The organism is Citrobacter sp. wls714 (assembly GCF_005281025.1).
Taxonomy (GTDB): domain Bacteria; phylum Pseudomonadota; class Gammaproteobacteria; order Enterobacterales; family Enterobacteriaceae; genus Citrobacter; species Citrobacter werkmanii.
In genome coordinates, this window is the sequence record NZ_SZWZ01000075.1 from 55674 (window position 1) to 72415 (window position 16742).

Here is a 16742-nt window from a genome sequence, read left to right on the forward strand (position 1 = left end):
AAAACGTTATGCCGCATCCGCCAGCACAAACATGCCGTACGGGTGGATTTCAAGGTAATATTGCTCGCCGATGTCTGGCTGCAGGCGGGTGGCGTTGACCTGCAATAAAATCTCCTGCCCGTGCCACTCCACCGTGACCTCATACTGCGGCCCCATATAGGCGACGTGGCGGATCGCGCAGCGCTGGCTCTCCTCGCCGCGATCGCTGAGCGTGATCGCTTCGGGACGTACGCCGACCATCCCTTCCCCATGATCGTTAAAGTGCGGCGGGCGCGGCAAACGATAGCCGTAGATATCAACGTATCCTGCGCTGAAGGTGGCTGGGAACAAGTTGGCATCGCCCATAAAGCTCGCCATAAAACGTGAGGCCGGCTGACGATAAAGATCCTGTGGCGTACCGATCTGCATGATGTGTCCTTTATTCATCACCAGGACGGTATCGGAAACCGCAAAGGCTTCGCTCTGATCGTGGGTAACGTACAGCGAGGTGATATCAAACTGCTTTTGTAGCTCGCGGATCTTGTCGCGCATGCTGCGACGCAGGTTGGCATCCAGGTTGCTCAGCGGCTCATCAAACAGCAGCACCTTCGGTTTGAGGATTAACGCGCGGGCCAGCGCCACGCGCTGCTGCTGACCGCCGGAGATCTGATCGACATAGCGATCTTCGAAACCCTCCAGATCCACCATCGCCAGCGCTTCTTTCACCCGTGCCTTCACTTCGCTGCGCGACACGCCGAGCATCTTCAGGCCATAGCCGACGTTCTCCCCCAGCGACATGTGCGGAAACAGAGCATACGACTGAAACACCATGCAGATATCGCGCTGCTGAATGGAACGATGGGTGACGTCTTCGCCATCAATAAAAATCTGGCCTTCACTCGGTTTTTCCAGCCCGGCGACCAGGCGCAAAATGGTGGTTTTGCCACAGCCGGAGGGGCCGAGCAGCGTCACCATTTGCCCCTGCGGAATGGTGAGGTTGATGTTGTCGATAACTGTGTTGCTGCCAAATCGTTTAGTGACGTTGCGCAGTTCAACGAAATTTTTCTGAGTCATAGTGCGCTCCATTACGCCTGGTTTTTAGCTTTTGAACGGGAGGTACGTGATTCGCCGATCAGCCAGTCAAAGATGAAAATAATCGCCAGCATCACCACGATCAGAATCGAACCGTAGGCAATCGCCACCCCGTACTCACCGTCTTCCACGCGGTTGAGGATGTAGGCCGTCGCCACGCGGGTATCCGGCGTCACAAGGAACACAATGGCGCTGACGGTGGTAATGGCGCGCACAAAGCTATAGATCAGCGCCGAGAGGATCGCCGGGCGCAGCAGCGGTAGCAGGATATGCGTAATGGTCCGCAGGGAACCGGCACGCAGGCTAAGCGAGGCTTCATCCAGCGATTTATCGATTTGGCCTAAGCCCGCGATGCCCGCCCGGATACCGACCGGTACGTTACGCATCACCATGGAGATAATCACGATGGCGGCAGTGCCGGTGAGGTACACCGGGGCGCTGTTAAAGGCCAGAATGTACGACACGCCCGCTACGGTGCCGGGAACGGCAAAGCACAGCATGGTGGTGAACTCGATGGTTTTTTTACCTTTAAACTGCTGGCGTACCACAATCCACGCGATCAGCAGACCAAAGATCGCGGTGATCGGCGCGGCAATCCCGGCGTAGAGCAGAGTGTCGAGCAGTGAAGGCCACGCGCCGTCGCTCATCCCCTGACCGAACAGTTTGGTAAAGTTCGCCAGCGTCAGGGTGTAGTCCACGCCCCAGTTAACGGTGAAACTGCCGTAGAAAATGCTGCCGTAGAGCAGGGCGTTAAAGGCAATCCACACCGCCAGCAGCGCAACCACGCTCCACACCAGCGTCACTGGCAGCGGCTGGACGTCGCCCCGGTAGGATTTACCGGAGACCGTCACGTAGGAGCGCTTGCCGATCCACATGTACTGCACACAGAATACCAGCAGCGAGAACAGCAGCAGGAACGCGCCCAGCGTACTGGCGGCCTGATAATCGAGCTGCGAGCCGGTGATGTAGAAGTAAATTTGCGTTGCCAGCACGTCGAAGTTACCGCCTAGCACCAGCGGGTTACTGAAGTCGGCCAGCGACTGTACCACCACAATCAAAAAGGCGTTCGCCAGCGCCGGTTTCAGTAGCGGGACAAACACGCCGTTAAAGGTCTGCCAGCGGTTGGCGCGCAGGGTGTATGACGCTTCTTCCAAAGATGGATGAATGGTCTTGATCGCCCCGTCGAGGATCATAAACGCCATCGGCGTAAAGGCCAGCACCTGCGCCAGCCAGATGCCGGTAAAACCGTACAGCCAGTTGGTGTTGGTTAAGCCGAACCAGTCGACCATAAATTCGGTGATGTAACCGGAGCGACCCATCATCAGCGTAACGCCTAAACCGACGACAAACGGCGGGGTGACGATCGGCAGAATCGAGAAGATACGTCCGATGATGGCGCTACGTCTGGCGATACGGGTCGTGTAGATAGCCAGTACCAGGCCGAAGAAGGTACAGCCGACGCCGACGGCAATCGACAGCATAATCGAGTTGAGGATCACCTGAATGATATGCGCCTGTGACAGCACATTCATAAACGCCAGCGGAGCAAACTCCCCGGCGTCGTTGGTGAACATCGGAATGAAAATGGCGATGCTCGGCCAGACGATAAAAATACCGATCAGCGCGACAATCGCGGTCAGCGAGCCGATGACGAAACGGTCGCCACCCAGCCATTCCAGACGGGTAAGCGCCAGGGTCATAATTGCGCCCAGCGCCACAAACAGCACGATGGTGGCATAGCCTAAGCCGCGACCTTCAAGCGTGGCGCTGGCGACGATAAAGGCCATGCAGAAGAATGCCCAGCCTGCGTCAAGATAATGGCGGCCGCGCTGTTCGCGTCTGGCTTCATGGAACGGGCGCACCAGCAGCAGGCTCGGTAGCAGATACCATAACCAACTGATATTGAATTGTGACCAGCCGTAGGCGGCGAGTATTTCCTCGCCCGTCGACTCCAGCAGACCGTAGTCCAGGCTCCAGCTTGGCAGCAGGGCAAACGCCAGCCAGCCGAGCAAAACCCAAAAAAATATCGCATCCCGTTTTTTCACGGGATGGAGTGCAAGTGTGTGTGACATAGCGGTTCCGGTATTTCAGGCCGGGCGGGCGCTTACGCCGTGCCCGGCAAATGAACGCAACGTGGGCTTATTTACCCATCTTAACTTCGCTAACCCACTTATTGATCAGGGCTTTACGTACGTCGGTCGAGCCGTACTTATCCATGTCGTAATTGATAAGCTTCAGGTCGTCGAGCTTCAGCGAGTTCGGCGAGGTCTCGGCGGTGGTGTTGGTCAGGATCTGATAGGATTTACCTTTCTTCCATGCCAGCTCCTGGGCGTCTTTCGACAGCACCCAGTCAACGAACAGTTTGGCGTTGTCGAGGTTACGCGCGCCTTTCAGGATGCTGACGCCGCCGATCTCATAGCCGGTGCCTTCGCACGGGGAGATCAGCTCCAGCGGTGCGCCCTGTTCTTTTTCCAGCGAATAGTCGTGCAGGAAGCCAATGCCGATCGCCGTTTCGCCACGGGCGGCATTACGCGCCGGAGCAATGCCGGATTTGGTGTACTGGGAGACGTTGGCGTTGAGCTGTTTCAGGTAATCAAAAGCCTGATCCTCACCCCACAGCTGGGCGAAGGTCGCCAGCGCAGTGTAGGCGGTGCCTGAACTCTGTGGGTCAGCAATCTGGATTTCCCCTTTGTATTCTGGTTTGGTCAGATCCTTCCAGCATTTCGGCACCGGCAGGTTTTTCTCTTTCAGACGCTGAGTATTAACGCCAAAGCCCAGAATACCGACATACACCGCCGAGGAGAGGTTACCTTTTACTTTCGCCGGATCGCGGAACTTCTCCATGATCTGCGCGAGGTTAGGCGATTTGTACGGCTGCAGCAGGCCCATTTCACCGGCCTGGGATTGTGGATCCAGCGTACCGCCGTACCACACATCCGCCTGCGGGTTTTTCTTCTCGGCATCGACCTTCGCCAGTGTGCTGCCGGAGCCGTTACGAATAAATGAGGTTTTCACATCATATTTGTCGCCGAAGGCTTTGGTTTCGGTTTCGCACATTTCGTTGGTGGCGCTGCAATACACCACCAGACGACCCTGGGCTTGTGCCGCATTGCTGAAGGCCGCCAGCGTCAGAGCAGAGGCAATCAGGGTAGAGGTAAGCGTCAGTTTCATTGTTTTATCCTTTGACTGAGAGAAGGGGTAATGCCCGCAATGAGCAATGGCATCAGCAATAAACCCATAAAAACAGCGGCAACCGAGAGCAAACTGAACATTCCCGACCAGCCGTAGTGTTCTATGACCAGCGACAGCGGCCAACCCGCCAGCGCGGCACCCAGATAGGCGAACAGCCCGAGAAAACCGGTGATTGAACCTGCCGCCGCTTTGTGTCCGCATTCGACAGCAGCCAGACCAATCAACATCTGCGGGCCAAACACAAAAAAGCCCACGGTAAAGAAACACACTGCCAGTAGCGCGTAGTGGTGCACCGGGGCCAGCCACAGCGCGGCGACGGAAACCATCAGCCCCAGCGTGAACAGCAGTATCATTGGCGCGCGCTGACCGCTGAACAGCAGATCCGAGCCCCATCCGGCAAACAGCGCGCCGAGCAAGCCGCCGACTTCAAACAACATCACTGTGGCATTGGCGCTGAGCAGATTCACGCCGTGGCTTTCCGTCAGCCAGATGTTGCCCCAGTCGTTGAGCGCAATGCGGATCAAATAGACCAGTACATACGACACGCCAAGCAGCCAGATCATCGGGTTCTTCAGCATGGTGGTGCGTAACATTTGCCACAGCCCCATCGGCGGGCTTTGCTGCTCCTGACGTAGCTCCAGCGGATCGTGCCGCCACTCTCCAACCGTCGGTAATCCCTCTTCCTGGGGCGTGCCTTTCAGTTGCAGGGTGAGCCAGATGCCTAACGCCATGCTGATTATCCCTGGTGCCAGCATCGCTGCCTGCCAGCCCCACCAGAGGGCGGCAAAGGCGCTAATCAGCGGGATGATGGCCCCGCCGATGTTGATCGACATATTCCAGCAGCCCCACCAGAAGCCGCGTTCGTTGCGCGAGTACCAGTGGGTCAGCAGGCGGGCGCAGGGCGGCCAGCCCCAGCCCTGAAAAAATCCGTTCAGCGTCCAGACCGCCAGCAGCAGCGTCAGCGATTCACCAAAGGCGAACACCACGTTCAAAACACCAGTGGCAAACAGGCCGATCCCCATGAATGCACGCTGCCCATGGCTGTCGTGCCACAATCCGGCGGCGAATTTCGACAGGCCGTAGGTCAGATAAAACAGCGATCCCAGCAGACCGATATCGCCTTTATCCAGCCCCAGATCTGTTTGCAGCGCCGGGAGTACATAGTTGACGCTTTTGCGCGTCAGATAAAACGCGGCGTAGCCAATCACCATACACATCAGCAGGCGGGGACGTAGCGTCCGGTATTGTTGGTCTGTTTCGCGTGCGTGCATGGCGGTCTCCGTTTGTGCTGACTATAGGAAAGTGAAAGCAAAAGGGGATGAGAGAAAGTCCGCAGTGACTAAGACTTTTTCCTGGTTAGCGGCTGGTTTGTTGCAAATTTGTGGGCAGGTTAACAATTACCCGCGTGCCGTGGTTCGATTCCAGCGTGAGTTCGCCACCGAGGGCGCTTACCCGCTCACGCATCCCCTGGATACCGAAACCGGGGATTTTTTCCGGGAGGATACCCACGCCGTTGTCATCGACCTCCAGAGACAGGCGGTGTTCCCGCTGGCGTAGCGTAATCGATACCTCGCTGGCATCGGCATGCTTACAGATGTTATTGAGCAGTTCCTGCATCAGGCGGTACAGCGTGAAGCGCACCGTTTCATTTTCTGGCGTATTTTCCAGATGGTAATTAAATCGGCAGCGGATTCCCCGTTCGGCAAAGGCAAATTCATTCACCAGATGATGCAGCGCATCTTTGAAAGACAGTTCATCGAGCGCGGGCGGGCGCAGCTGGCGCAGAAGCTGACGGGTGGAGTGGTGAATGCGCCGGGCAAGATCGTTGATCTGATTCGCCGCCTCAAGCGTTTGCTCGCGACCTGGCGCACGTTTGACCAGTTGCGTCTGAATCTGGATGGCGGTGATGTTCTGGCCTATTTCGTCATGTAGTTCGCGCGCTAAACTTTTTCGCGTGTCTTCCTCGGTACGAATCAGTTGTTCGGTCAGCGCACGGCGTGCCGTCAGTTCGGCTTCCAGACGCTGGCGATAATGGTGCAAGTTTTGCGCCAGATGCTGCTGGCGGCTGATGGCGATCCCCAGCCCTATACCCAGTAGCGCCTGGGTGGCGAGGAAAATCTCCAGTTCAAGCAGATTGCTGAACCCCACGCCTATCTGCCGGGCGATGGTGATCATCATACTGCCGAGCAATCCGGACAACACGCCGCCCTGCCAGCCAAATTTCCATGCCATCACCACGTTTGGTAAAAACACCACGATCAGCAGCAGGCGCTCGATATCCGGCGACAGCACCATCTGTGTGCCAATGCCAATAATAAAAAACAGGCTGCACCAGATGATAAGCGAGGTGCGCAGTGGGGGATTGGTAGTATCCAATCCGAGCAAATGATAACGGTGCTGCTGGCGCAGAAATTCATAGATCAGATAGACAAATGGCGTCAGCAGCATGCCGCCGGTAAACGACGCCAGGCCAATTAACGTTGCCGGGCTTGCGATAAACGGTGACAGCAGGGCGGTATTAAGCAATGACGTGACGGTGACGGCGGTCAGCAACAGCGTCAAGCGTTGCCAGTACAGGGGGAAGCGGTGCCAGTATGACTGACCGATGCTCGCTGGAAGAAGGCTTATGAATGGGGCTACCAGCAAAATATAGCCATTCAATAATTGCTCGCTGTGCAGCCAGAACAGCATCAGTACCGGCGGCAGCACCAACGCGGGCCAGTAGCGGCGAGAAAGCAGAATCAACAGTGCAAGATAGACCCCGTGTGGCAGGAATAATGCCGCCTGTTGACCGTTGTGGGTCAGGTAAAATCCCAGCGTCCACAGCATCAACCAGCCCGATCCCCAGGCCAGCAGAATAAACAGGGAGATTACCCAATGACGAAGGTTACGCGACATTAATGCCCCGTCAGTAGCTGGTGGTCGAGGGCAAAATGCACCAGCTCGATAGTGCTGTGGCATTGCAGTTTGCCCAGCACGTTCGCGCGGTGGACGTGTACTGTTTTGTGGCTAAGGTCGAGCTTAAAGGCAATTTCTTTCACGCTGTCGCCTTTGACCAATAGATCAAACACTTCGCGCTCGCGCGGGGTCAGTACCTCCAGGACCTGCGCGGGCTGTTCGCCGCCGCGTAAGGCTCGCAGCGCATCGGCGCACAGATAATGCCCGCCCATACCTACCGAACGTACCGCCTGCACCAGTTCTTCCGGTCCGCAGCGCTTGGTCAGATAGCCGCTGGCGCCAGCATCCAGTGCGCTTTGTACAAACGTTGGCGAGTCATAAATGCTAAGAATAATGGCGCGAAAACCGGGCTTCTGCGCCCGCAGTCGTTTTAGCAGGCTCAGGCCATTTTCATCCGGCATGGCGATGTCCATCACCGCAACGCTGACGTCGTCATGCAGTAATGCAGGCCAGGCCTGGGCCGCGCTGCTGAACTGGCCGATGACGTTGAGATCATCTTCGAGACTGAGTAATTGCGCAAAGCCGGAACGCACCACCACATGGTCATCCACCAGCACAACATGAATCATGATATTGCTCTCTTGCCTGACAATAGCGTCTATGATGCCTGCCAGCGCAGCGCTGGCAATCATCCAGGCGCAGTTATGTAACGAATGTAACAAAATCGCAATACACTTCATCCTTCAAGCTGCCTCTTTGTTGGCTGCACTGTGAAACCCCAGTCACATAGTTATCTATGCTCCTGGGGATTTCTTCCCTTGCCGCCTCGACGCATCTTGAATGATTTTGTGTATAAGCATTGCCGGTTTTTTTCTAAAAACGCTTTGTTCTTAGCCAGAATTTTTAATTCCTTTATCAAAGTGTGCCGCAACGAAATACTGCCCCCATAACAAGACTGGGGAGCAGACAATCATGGCTATTTCATCGCGTAACGCACTTCTTGCCGCACTGGCATTCATCGCATTTCAGGCGCAGGCGGTGAACGTCACCGTCGCGTATCAAACTTCCGCCGAACCCGCCAAAGTGGCGCAGGCGGATAACACCTTTGCTAAAGAGAGTGGAGCCACCGTTGACTGGCGCAAGTTCGACAGCGGCGCGAGTATCGTCCGCGCGTTGGCATCCGGCGACGTACAGATCGGTAACCTCGGCTCCAGTCCGCTGGCGGTAGCGGCCAGCCAGCAGGTGCCGATTGAGGTTTTCCTGCTGGCGTCAAAGCTTGGCAATTCTGAAGCGCTGGTGGTGAAGAAAAACATCAGTAAACCGGAAGATTTGATTGGTAAGCGCATTGCCGTGCCGTTTATTTCCACCACTCATTACAGCCTGCTGGCAGCGCTGAAACATTGGGGGATTAAACCCGGCCAGGTAGAGATTGTGAACCTTCAGCCGCCGGCGATTATTGCCGCCTGGCAGCGCGGAGATATTGACGGCGCGTACGTCTGGGCGCCTGCAGTCAATGCGCTGGAAAAAGACGGCAAGGTACTGACTGACTCGGAAAAAGTCGGTGAATGGGGGGCGCCAACGCTTGACGTCTGGGTAGTACGCAAAGATTTTGCCGAGAAATACCCTGAAGTAGTGAAAGCATTTGCGAAAAGCGCCATCGATGCGCAGCAGCCCTATATCGCCAACCCGGATGCCTGGCTCAAACAACCGGAGAATATTAGCAAGCTGGCGCGCTTAAGCGGTGTGCCAGAGGCGGATATCCCGGGGCTGGTGAAAGGTAACACCTATCTGACTCCGCAGCAGCAAACCGCCGAGCTTACCGGACCGGTAAACAAAGCGATTATCGACACCGCGCAGTTTCTCAAAGAGCAGGGCAAAGTTCCCGCCGTCGCGACGGATTATAGCCAGTACGTGACCGATCGTTTCGTGCAATAAAGGGGACGCTGATGCTGCAAATCTCTCATCTTAATGCCAGTTACGGCGGCAAACCGGTACTTGAAGATATCAACCTGACGCTCGATAGCGGTGAACTGCTGGTGGTGCTGGGACCTTCCGGTTGTGGGAAAACCACATTGTTAAATCTGATTGCCGGATTTGTACCGTATCAACACGGCAGCATTATGCTGGCGGGCAGTAAGGTCGAAGGACCTGGCGCAGAACGTGGAGTGGTGTTTCAGAATGAAGGTCTGTTGCCCTGGCGCAACGTGCAGGACAACGTCACCTTCGGTCTGCAACTGACGGGCATGGAGAAGCCGCAGCGTCAGCGTATTGCTCAGGAAATGTTGCAGAAAGTGGGGCTGGAGGGCGCGGAAAAACGCTTTATCTGGCAGCTTTCCGGTGGGCAGCGTCAGCGCGTCGGCATTGCCCGGGCGCTGGCGGCCAACCCGCAGCTGTTGCTGCTGGATGAGCCGTTTGGCGCACTCGACGCCTTTACCCGCGAGCAGATGCAAACCCTGCTGCTGAAACTTTGGCATGAAACGGGGAAACAGGTGTTGTTGATTACCCATGATATCGAAGAAGCGGTGTTTATGGCCACGGAACTGGTATTGCTGTCGCCAGGTCCTGGTCGGGTGCTGGAACGACTGCCGCTTAATTTTGCCCGGCGTTTTGTGGCTGGAGAGGCGAGTCGCAGCATTAAGTCCGATCCGCAGTTTATCGCCATGCGTGAGTATGTGTTAAGTCGTGTCTTTGAACAACGGGAGGCCTTCTCATGAGCGTGGTGATTAATGACAAACCTCGCCGCCCGCGGGCGCTGAACTGGCGTTGGCCATTCTCGCGCCAGATGACTTTAAGCCTCGGTACGTTGGCCGTGATTTTGGCGCTGTGGTGGACGGTGGCGGCGCTGCAGTTAATCAGCCCATTGTTTCTGCCGCCGCCGGGACAGGTTTTGCAAAAACTGCTCACCATTGCCGGGCCGCAGGGGTTTATGGATGCCACGCTGTGGCAGCATCTGGCGGCCAGTTTGACGCGTATTGTTATCGCGTTGCTGGCGGCGGTGCTACTGGGGATTCCGGTTGGCATCGCCATGGGACTGAGCCCGACGATTCGCGGCATACTCGATCCCATCATTGAACTGTACCGTCCGGTACCGCCATTGGCCTATTTGCCGCTGATGGTTATCTGGTTTGGTATTGGTGAAACCTCCAAGATCCTGCTGATTTACCTGGCGATTTTCGCCCCTGTGGCGATGTCGGCGCTGGCGGGCGTAAAAAGTGCGCAGCAGGTGAGAATCCGGGCCGCGCAGTCGCTGGGGGCCAGCCGTGCGCAGATGCTGTGGTTTGTGATTTTACCAGGTGCCTTGCCGGAGATTTTGACCGGACTGCGCATTGGACTGGGCGTGGGGTGGTCGACCCTGGTGGCGGCGGAGCTGATTGCCGCGACGCGAGGTTTAGGATTCATGGTGCAATCAGCCGGTGAGTTTCTGGCAACGGATGTTGTGCTGGCGGGGATCGCGGTAATTGCCGTTATCGCGTTTATTTTAGAGCTGGGTCTGCGCGCGCTTCAGCGCCGTCTGACGCCCTGGCATGGAGAAGTACAATGAGTGAACGTCTGAGCATTACCCCGCTGGGGCCGTACATTGGTGCACAAATTACCGGCGCGGATTTAACGCGTCCATTAAGCGATAACCAGTTTGAACAGCTTTATCATGCTGTATTGCGCCACCAGGTGGTGTTCCTGCGTGAGCAGATTATTACGCCACAGCAGCAGCGCGCGCTGGCGCTACGTTTTGGCGACCTGCATATTCATCCGGTCTACCCACACGCCGAAGGGGTGGACGAAATAATCGTGCTGGATACCCACAACGATAATCCGCCCGATAACGACAACTGGCACACTGATGTGACGTTTATCGACACGCCGCCAGCGGGCGCGATTCTGGCGGCAAAAGAGTTGCCATCGACCGGGGGAGATACGCTGTGGACCAGCGGGATTGCTGCTTATGATGCTCTCTCACAGCCGTTTCGCCAGCTGCTGAGCGGCCTGCGGGCAGAGCATGATTTTCGTAAATCGTTTCAGGAATATAAATATCGCCAGACGCCAGAGGAGCATCAGCGCTGGCTGGAGGCGGTCGCCAAACATCCGCCGTTGCTGCACCCGGTGGTGCGTACCCATCCGGTAACGGGTAAGCAGGCGCTGTTTGTGAATGAAGGATTTACCACACGAATTGTCGATGTAACGGAAAAAGAGAGCGAGGCGCTGCTGGGATTCCTGTTTGCACACATCACCAAACCGGAGTTCCAGGTGCGCTGGCGCTGGCAGCCTAACGATGTGGCGATTTGGGATAATCGCGTGACGCAGCACTACGCCAATGCGGATTATCTGCCGCAGAGGCGCATTATGCACCGGGCGACGATTCTGGGGGACAAACCTTTTTATCGGGCGGGATAAATGGCGCTGGCGCTTCGCTGACCGGACCTACAGTAGAGCAGGCCCGATAAGGCGAAGCCGCCATCCGGCACAAGGTAAATTAACGCAGAATTTTTTTCTCAGCCAGATCCAGCGCAAAGTAGCTGAAGATCAGATCCGCGCCCGCGCGTTTGATCGACCCTAAGCTTTCCAGCACCACTTTCTCTTCATCGATAGCACCCGCCATCGCCGCGAACTTGATCATCGCGTATTCACCGCTGACCTGATAAGCGCCAATTGGCAGTTCGGTGCGTTCGCGGATATCGCGCAGAATATCGAGGTACGCGCCGGCCGGTTTCACCATCAGGCAGTCTGCGCCCTGGGCTTCATCCAGCAGTGATTCGCGAATCGCCTCGCGGCGGTTCATCGGGTTCATCTGATAGGTTTTACGATCGCCCTTCAGCGCCGTACCTGCTGCTTCACGGAACGGGCCATAGAAAGAAGAGGCAAACTTAGTGGAGTAGGACATGATCGCGGTATCGGTGAAGCCCGCAGCATCCAGCGCCTGGCGAATCGCCTGCACCTGACCGTCCATTGCGGCGGAAGGCGCGATAAAATCTGCACCCGCAGCGGCAGCAACGACTGCCTGTTTGCCGAGGTTGGCAAGGGTTAAATCATTATCAACGCCATGATCGCACAACACACCGCAGTGACCATGCGAGGTGTATTCACAGAAGCAAGTGTCGGACATGACGATCATTTCCGGTACGGTCTGCTTACAGATACGCGACATGCGCGCCACCAGACCATCTTCTTTCCATGCGTCGCTGCCGGTGTCGTCGGTGTGGTGGGAAATACCGAAGGTCATGACCGAACGGATACCTGCATTGGCAATGCGTTCAATCTCGCGGGCCAGGTGTTTCTCTGGAATGCGCATCACGCCTGGCATGGCGTCGATAGCTTTGTAATCGTCGAGTTCTTCTTCAACAAAGATCGGCAACACCAGGTCATTTAAGCTGAGTGTTGTCTCTTCAAACATAGCGCGTAGCGCAGGAGATTTGCGCAGGCGGCGAGGGCGTTGGATTAGGTCTGTCATGGTATGCCTGATGTTTGTGGAATCGAAGGCCGTAGTATACCCGAACCTGATGGCGGGTGGTTTACGAAAGTTGGCGTTATGTGGGGATGGTGGGCTCTCTTTGCTACCTCTTAACCTATCTATTATTTGCATTTTTGTGATTGTAATTATTTTTTATATTGATAAATTTCAACGTGGATTTAGTTTTATTTAATTTTATTTTAACTAAAAGGTATTGGTTAGCTATTTATTTCTCTCGTATCTGTTTTGTTTTTATTTATAATTAGAACGTATTTATTATGCGGTTTTATTAATGTTAATTGATTAAAAAATAAAGTGATTTTATAAATTACTGGCGTTTTTGTTTCGAAACTTTTATTGCCCGTCCGGATTCGGACTTAAGACAAAGAATAATTGAACCTTTCGGCTATGACATCGCATAATCCTCCCTGCGAAACATAAAATGTTTTCTATGCATTGATAATTGATGGATCAACTATATTACGTCCCTGAGGAGGGATGACAAATGCACACTTGGAAAAAGAAACTCGTAGTCTCACAATTAGCATTAGCCTGCACTTTGGCAATCACTTCTCAGGCGAATGCTTCAACTGATATCTCTGGGACCACCTATACCACTTTTACCCATTATAATGACGCCTCCTATTCTGATGGCGTTTACTACGATGGATATGTGGGTTGGAACAACTACGACACTGATAGTATTTATAACGGTGATATTTATCCGGTAATTAATAACGCCACCGTCAACGGCGTGATTTCAACTTATTATCTGGATGATGGACTCTCTACTAACACCAATAACAACAGCCTGACGATCAAAAACAGTACCATTCACGGTATGGTGACATCCGAGTGCATGACAACGGATTGTACTAACCGTACGGGTACAGACTATTACTACGATCGCCTGGCGATGAACGTTATTAATTCAACTATCGATGACAACTACGAGCATTATACCTACAACGGTACCTATAATGACGCAGCCGATACGCACGTTGTAGACGTTTATAACCTGGGCACTGCTATCACTCTGGATCAAGAAGTTGATCTGTCTATCTCCGCCAACTCTCACGTCGCTGGCATTACCCTGACGCAGGGTTACGAGTGGGCAGATATTGACGATAATACCGTCAGCACCGGCGTAAACAGCAGTGAAGTATTTAACAACACCATCGCTGTTACTGACTCTACTCTGACCTCTGGTTCATGGACTGACGAAGGCACTACCGGCTGGTTTGGTAACACCAGCAATGCAAGCGACTACAGCGGCACTTACACTGCAGACGATATTGCATTAGCAGCTATTGCAAATCCAAATGCAGATAACGCGATGCAGACCACCGCAACGTTTAACAATTCCACGCTGATGGGTGACGTGCTGTTCTCCAGCAACTTCGATGAGAACTTCTTCCCGAACGGTGCTGACTCTTATCGTGATACCGATGCCGATCTGGATACCAACGGTTGGGACGGTACTGACCGTCTGGATCTGACCCTGAACAATGGTAGTAAGTGGGTTGGTGCGGCAATGTCTGTGCATCAGGTTGACACCGATGGTGACGGTGTTTACGACAGCTACGCTGCGGGCACTGAAGCCACCGCAACGCTGATCGATATCGCCGCTAACAGCCTGTGGCCTGATTCAACCTACGGCATCGATAGCGACACGACCTCTTATGACGAAAATGGCCACGTAGTGGGTAATGCGGTCTATCAGAGCGGTCTGTTCAACGTCACGCTGAACGGCGCGTCACAGTGGGATACCACTAAAACGTCTCTGATTGATACCCTGAGCATCAACAGCGGTTCCGTCGTCAACGTGGGTGATTCTGAGCTGGTTGCTGACTCTATCTCTCTGACCGGTGCTTCTGCACTGAACATCAACGAAGATGGTCATGTTGCAACTGATACTCTGTCTATCGACAACAGTACTGTAACGATTGCTGACGACGTATCTGCTGGTTGGAATGTGCTGGATGCTGCGCTGTATGCAAACACCATTAACGTTACTAACAACGGTGTTCTGGATGTTGGCAACAGTACCGGTAATGCGCTGCAGGTTGATACCCTGAATCTGACCAGCTACACCGATGCATACAACAATGTTAATGCAGGCGTTTTCGACATCAACAGCAGCAACTATGTGCTGAATGCTGACCTGACTAACGACCGCACTAACGACAAAACCCAGGCTAACTACGGTTATGGCGTAATCGCAATGAACTCTGATGGTCACCTGACTATCAACGGTAATGGCGATGCTGACACCTCCGGCGATCAGTCTGAAGTTGACAACTATGGCGACCATGTAGCCGCAGCAACCGGTAACTATAAAGTTCGTATTGATAACGCCACTGGCGCAGGTTCTGTTGCTGATTACAAAGGCAACGAGCTGATCTACGTTAACGATACCAACAGCAATGCGACCTTCTCTGCAGCTAACAAAGCTGACCTCGGCGCATACACCTATCAGGCGCAGCAGCAGGGTAACACTGTTGTTCTGCAGCAGATGGAGCTGACTGACTACGCGAACATGGCGCTGAGCATCCCGTCTGCTAACACCAATATCTGGAACCTGGAACAAGATACCGTTGGTACTCGTCTGACTAACGCACGTCATGGTCTGGTTGATAACGGTGGTGCATGGGTAAGCTACTTCGGTGGTAGCTTCGATGCGGATAACGGCACTATTAACTATGATCAGGATGTTAACGGCATTATGGTCGGTGTTGATTCCAAAATTGATGGTAACAACGCTAAGTGGATTGTCGGTGCCGCAGCAGGCTTCGCGAAAGGCGATATGAGCGACCGTACCGGTCAGGTGGATCAAGACAGCCAGACTGCCTACATCTACTCTTCTGCTCACTTTGCCAACAACATCTTTGTTGACGGCAACTTAAGCTACTCTCACTTCAACAACGATCTGTCTGCCAACATGAGCAACGGTCAGTATGTTGATGGCAGCACCTCTTCTGATGCCTGGGGCTTTGGCTTGAAACTGGGTTATGACCTGAAGCTGGGTGACGCAGGTTACGTAACGCCTTACGGCAGCGTATCCGGTCTGTTCCAGTCTGGTGATGACTATAAGCTGAGCAACGACATGAAAGTTGACGGTCAGTCTTATGACAGCATGCGTTATGAACTGGGTGTAGATGCAGGTTATACCTTCGCGTATAGCGATGACCAGGCTCTGACTCCTTACTTCAAACTGGCCTACGTTTACGATGACTCTAACAACGATTCTAACGTAAACGGCGATTCTATCGACAATGGCGTAGAAGGTTCTGCGGTACGTGTTGGACTGGGTACTCAGTTCAGCTTTACCAAAAACTTCAGCGCGTACACCGATGCTAATTATCTCGGTGGTGGTGATGTCGATCAAGACTGGTCTGCAAACGTGGGTGTTAAATATACCTGGTAAGAACTTTCTCGCAAAGAAAGTAAAGGTAATTTAATCTGGAAAATGCCCGTCACGGATTTGACGGGCATTTATTGCAAGGAACGCGCAATGTTATCTACTAATAAACCTCTTCTTGAATTTAGTAAGCTAGATAAATGTTTATCAAAATATGGTAAACACTTTGAATGTGATAAAGATAAAGAAATTATATATTCCAGTGATATAAATAGCGATGACACCTTTATTATTTTAAGCGGTATGGTTTCCCTGAGACGCGGGGAGAATGTACTGGTCGGCATCGCGCAGGCACCATTTATTATGGGGCTTTCAGATGGTGTGATGAAAACCGATGTACAATACAGATTAATAACCGAAAGTAATTGTACGGGATATCATCTTCCTGCCTCACAAACGATTAATTTAATTGAACAATGCCAACTTTGGCGCGAAGCTTTTTGCTGGTTGGCCTGGCAGAACTGCATGCTTGAAATGCGCGATCTCCAGTTGATCGGCAATAACTCCTATGATCAGATTCGCGCGACGTTGATATCCATGACGAAATGGGACGACGTCCTGCGCTCGCGTGTCGGTGTGATGAACTATATTCACCAGCGCACACGAATTTCACGCTCAGTTGTCGCAGAGGTCCTCGCGGCATTGCGTAAAGGTGGTTATATTGAAATGAATAAAGGCAAACTGGTGAGCATTAACCGTTTGCCTTATGAGTATTGA

At 53.7% G+C, this 16742-nt stretch carries 13 protein-coding genes; 6 read left to right on the forward strand and 7 right to left on the reverse strand.

The window, feature by feature from the left end:
• Nucleotides 1–6: 6 nt before the first annotated feature.
• The 6 genes from fbpC to FDX11_RS16100 form a co-directional block, all read right to left on the reverse strand.
• Nucleotides 7–1053 (reverse strand): ferric ABC transporter ATP-binding protein, encoded by a 1047-nt coding sequence (fbpC, locus tag FDX11_RS16075; RefSeq protein WP_042310230.1) that lies wholly within the window; start codon nucleotides 1051–1053, stop codon nucleotides 7–9.
• Between the two features lie 11 nt (nucleotides 1054–1064).
• Nucleotides 1065–3143, reverse strand: a complete 2079-nt coding sequence (locus tag FDX11_RS16080) for an iron ABC transporter permease (RefSeq protein WP_137398225.1) — start codon at nucleotides 3141–3143, stop codon at nucleotides 1065–1067.
• Nucleotides 3144–3210: 67 nt separating this feature from the next.
• Nucleotides 3211–4242: an ABC transporter substrate-binding protein gene (locus FDX11_RS16085; RefSeq protein ID WP_079225275.1), complete on the reverse strand. Its 1032-nt coding sequence runs from the start codon at nucleotides 4240–4242 to the stop codon at nucleotides 3211–3213.
• Entirely contained in the window at nucleotides 4239–5534 is a 1296-nt protein-coding gene (gene uhpC, locus FDX11_RS16090) for an MFS transporter family glucose-6-phosphate receptor UhpC (RefSeq protein WP_042310226.1), read from the reverse strand. The genes FDX11_RS16085 and uhpC overlap by 4 nt, the downstream gene beginning before the upstream one ends.
• A gap of 85 nt (nucleotides 5535–5619) precedes the next feature.
• A complete protein-coding gene (locus tag FDX11_RS16095; RefSeq protein ID WP_137398226.1) occupies nucleotides 5620–7161 on the reverse strand; it encodes an MASE1 domain-containing protein in 1542 nt (513 codons plus the stop codon).
• A complete protein-coding gene (locus FDX11_RS16100; RefSeq protein ID WP_042310514.1) occupies nucleotides 7161–7790 on the reverse strand; it encodes a response regulator transcription factor in 630 nt (209 codons plus the stop codon). The genes FDX11_RS16095 and FDX11_RS16100 overlap by 1 nt, the downstream gene beginning before the upstream one ends.
• A 343-nt stretch (nucleotides 7791–8133) precedes the next feature.
• Here FDX11_RS16100 and tauA point away from each other — a divergent pair, with 343 nt between their 5' ends.
• Genes tauA through tauD form a run of 4 tightly spaced genes read left to right on the forward strand, consistent with a single transcriptional unit; the run spans nucleotide 8134 to nucleotide 11550 of the window.
• Nucleotides 8134–9096 carry a taurine ABC transporter substrate-binding protein gene (gene tauA, locus FDX11_RS16110; protein ID WP_137398228.1) on the forward strand — a complete coding sequence of 321 codons (963 nt, stop codon included), beginning with the start codon at nucleotides 8134–8136 and terminating at the stop codon, nucleotides 9094–9096.
• 11 nt (nucleotides 9097–9107) lie between these two features.
• Nucleotides 9108–9875 carry a taurine ABC transporter ATP-binding subunit gene (gene tauB / locus FDX11_RS16115; protein ID WP_069323927.1) on the forward strand — a complete coding sequence of 256 codons (768 nt, stop codon included), beginning with the start codon at nucleotides 9108–9110 and terminating at the stop codon, nucleotides 9873–9875.
• Entirely contained in the window at nucleotides 9872–10702 is an 831-nt protein-coding gene (gene tauC, locus FDX11_RS16120) for a taurine ABC transporter permease TauC (RefSeq protein ID WP_137398229.1), read from the forward strand. Before tauB ends, tauC begins: the two co-directional genes overlap by 4 nt.
• Nucleotides 10699–11550: a taurine dioxygenase gene (gene tauD, locus FDX11_RS16125; protein WP_042310219.1), complete on the forward strand. Its 852-nt coding sequence runs from the start codon at nucleotides 10699–10701 to the stop codon at nucleotides 11548–11550. The genes tauC and tauD overlap by 4 nt, the downstream gene beginning before the upstream one ends.
• Before the next feature lie 79 nt (nucleotides 11551–11629).
• Here the strand turns inward: tauD and hemB are convergent, their stop codons facing one another.
• Nucleotides 11630–12604: a porphobilinogen synthase gene (gene hemB / locus FDX11_RS16130; RefSeq protein WP_042310217.1), complete on the reverse strand. Its 975-nt coding sequence runs from the start codon at nucleotides 12602–12604 to the stop codon at nucleotides 11630–11632.
• Between the two features lie 505 nt (nucleotides 12605–13109).
• On the opposite strand from hemB, the gene ehaB reads away from it, so the two are divergent.
• Both ehaB and iprA read left to right on the forward strand, forming a co-directional pair.
• Nucleotides 13110–16031, forward strand: coding sequence for an autotransporter adhesin EhaB (ehaB, locus tag FDX11_RS16135; protein ID WP_042310212.1), 2922 nt, complete (start codon nucleotides 13110–13112; stop codon nucleotides 16029–16031).
• 87 nt (nucleotides 16032–16118) lie between these two features.
• The gene (gene iprA / locus FDX11_RS16140) at nucleotides 16119–16742 is read left to right on the forward strand and encodes a hydrogen peroxide resistance inhibitor IprA (protein ID WP_137398230.1); all 624 of its coding nucleotides are present in this window, start codon (nucleotides 16119–16121) and stop codon (nucleotides 16740–16742) included.

Coding starts and splice junctions, on each gene's coding strand:
- hemB (WP_042310217.1), bottom strand. CDS start 12,604: ATGACAGACCTAATCCAACGCCCTCGCCGCCTGCGCAAATCTCCTGCG.
- ehaB (WP_042310212.1), top strand. CDS start 13,110: ATGCACACTTGGAAAAAGAAACTCGTAGTCTCACAATTAGCATTAGCC.
- iprA (WP_137398230.1), top strand. CDS start 16,119: ATGTTATCTACTAATAAACCTCTTCTTGAATTTAGTAAGCTAGATAAA.
- tauA (WP_137398228.1), top strand. CDS start 8,134: ATGGCTATTTCATCGCGTAACGCACTTCTTGCCGCACTGGCATTCATC.
- tauD (WP_042310219.1), top strand. CDS start 10,699: ATGAGTGAACGTCTGAGCATTACCCCGCTGGGGCCGTACATTGGTGCA.
- tauB (WP_069323927.1), top strand. CDS start 9,108: ATGCTGCAAATCTCTCATCTTAATGCCAGTTACGGCGGCAAACCGGTA.
- tauC (WP_137398229.1), top strand. CDS start 9,872: ATGAGCGTGGTGATTAATGACAAACCTCGCCGCCCGCGGGCGCTGAAC.
- FDX11_RS16085 (WP_079225275.1), bottom strand. CDS start 4,242: ATGAAACTGACGCTTACCTCTACCCTGATTGCCTCTGCTCTGACGCTG.
- FDX11_RS16095 (WP_137398226.1), bottom strand. CDS start 7,161: ATGTCGCGTAACCTTCGTCATTGGGTAATCTCCCTGTTTATTCTGCTG.
- FDX11_RS16100 (WP_042310514.1), bottom strand. CDS start 7,790: ATGATTCATGTTGTGCTGGTGGATGACCATGTGGTGGTGCGTTCCGGC.
- uhpC (WP_042310226.1), bottom strand. CDS start 5,534: ATGCACGCACGCGAAACAGACCAACAATACCGGACGCTACGTCCCCGC.
- FDX11_RS16080 (WP_137398225.1), bottom strand. CDS start 3,143: ATGTCACACACACTTGCACTCCATCCCGTGAAAAAACGGGATGCGATA.
- fbpC (WP_042310230.1), bottom strand. CDS start 1,053: ATGACTCAGAAAAATTTCGTTGAACTGCGCAACGTCACTAAACGATTT.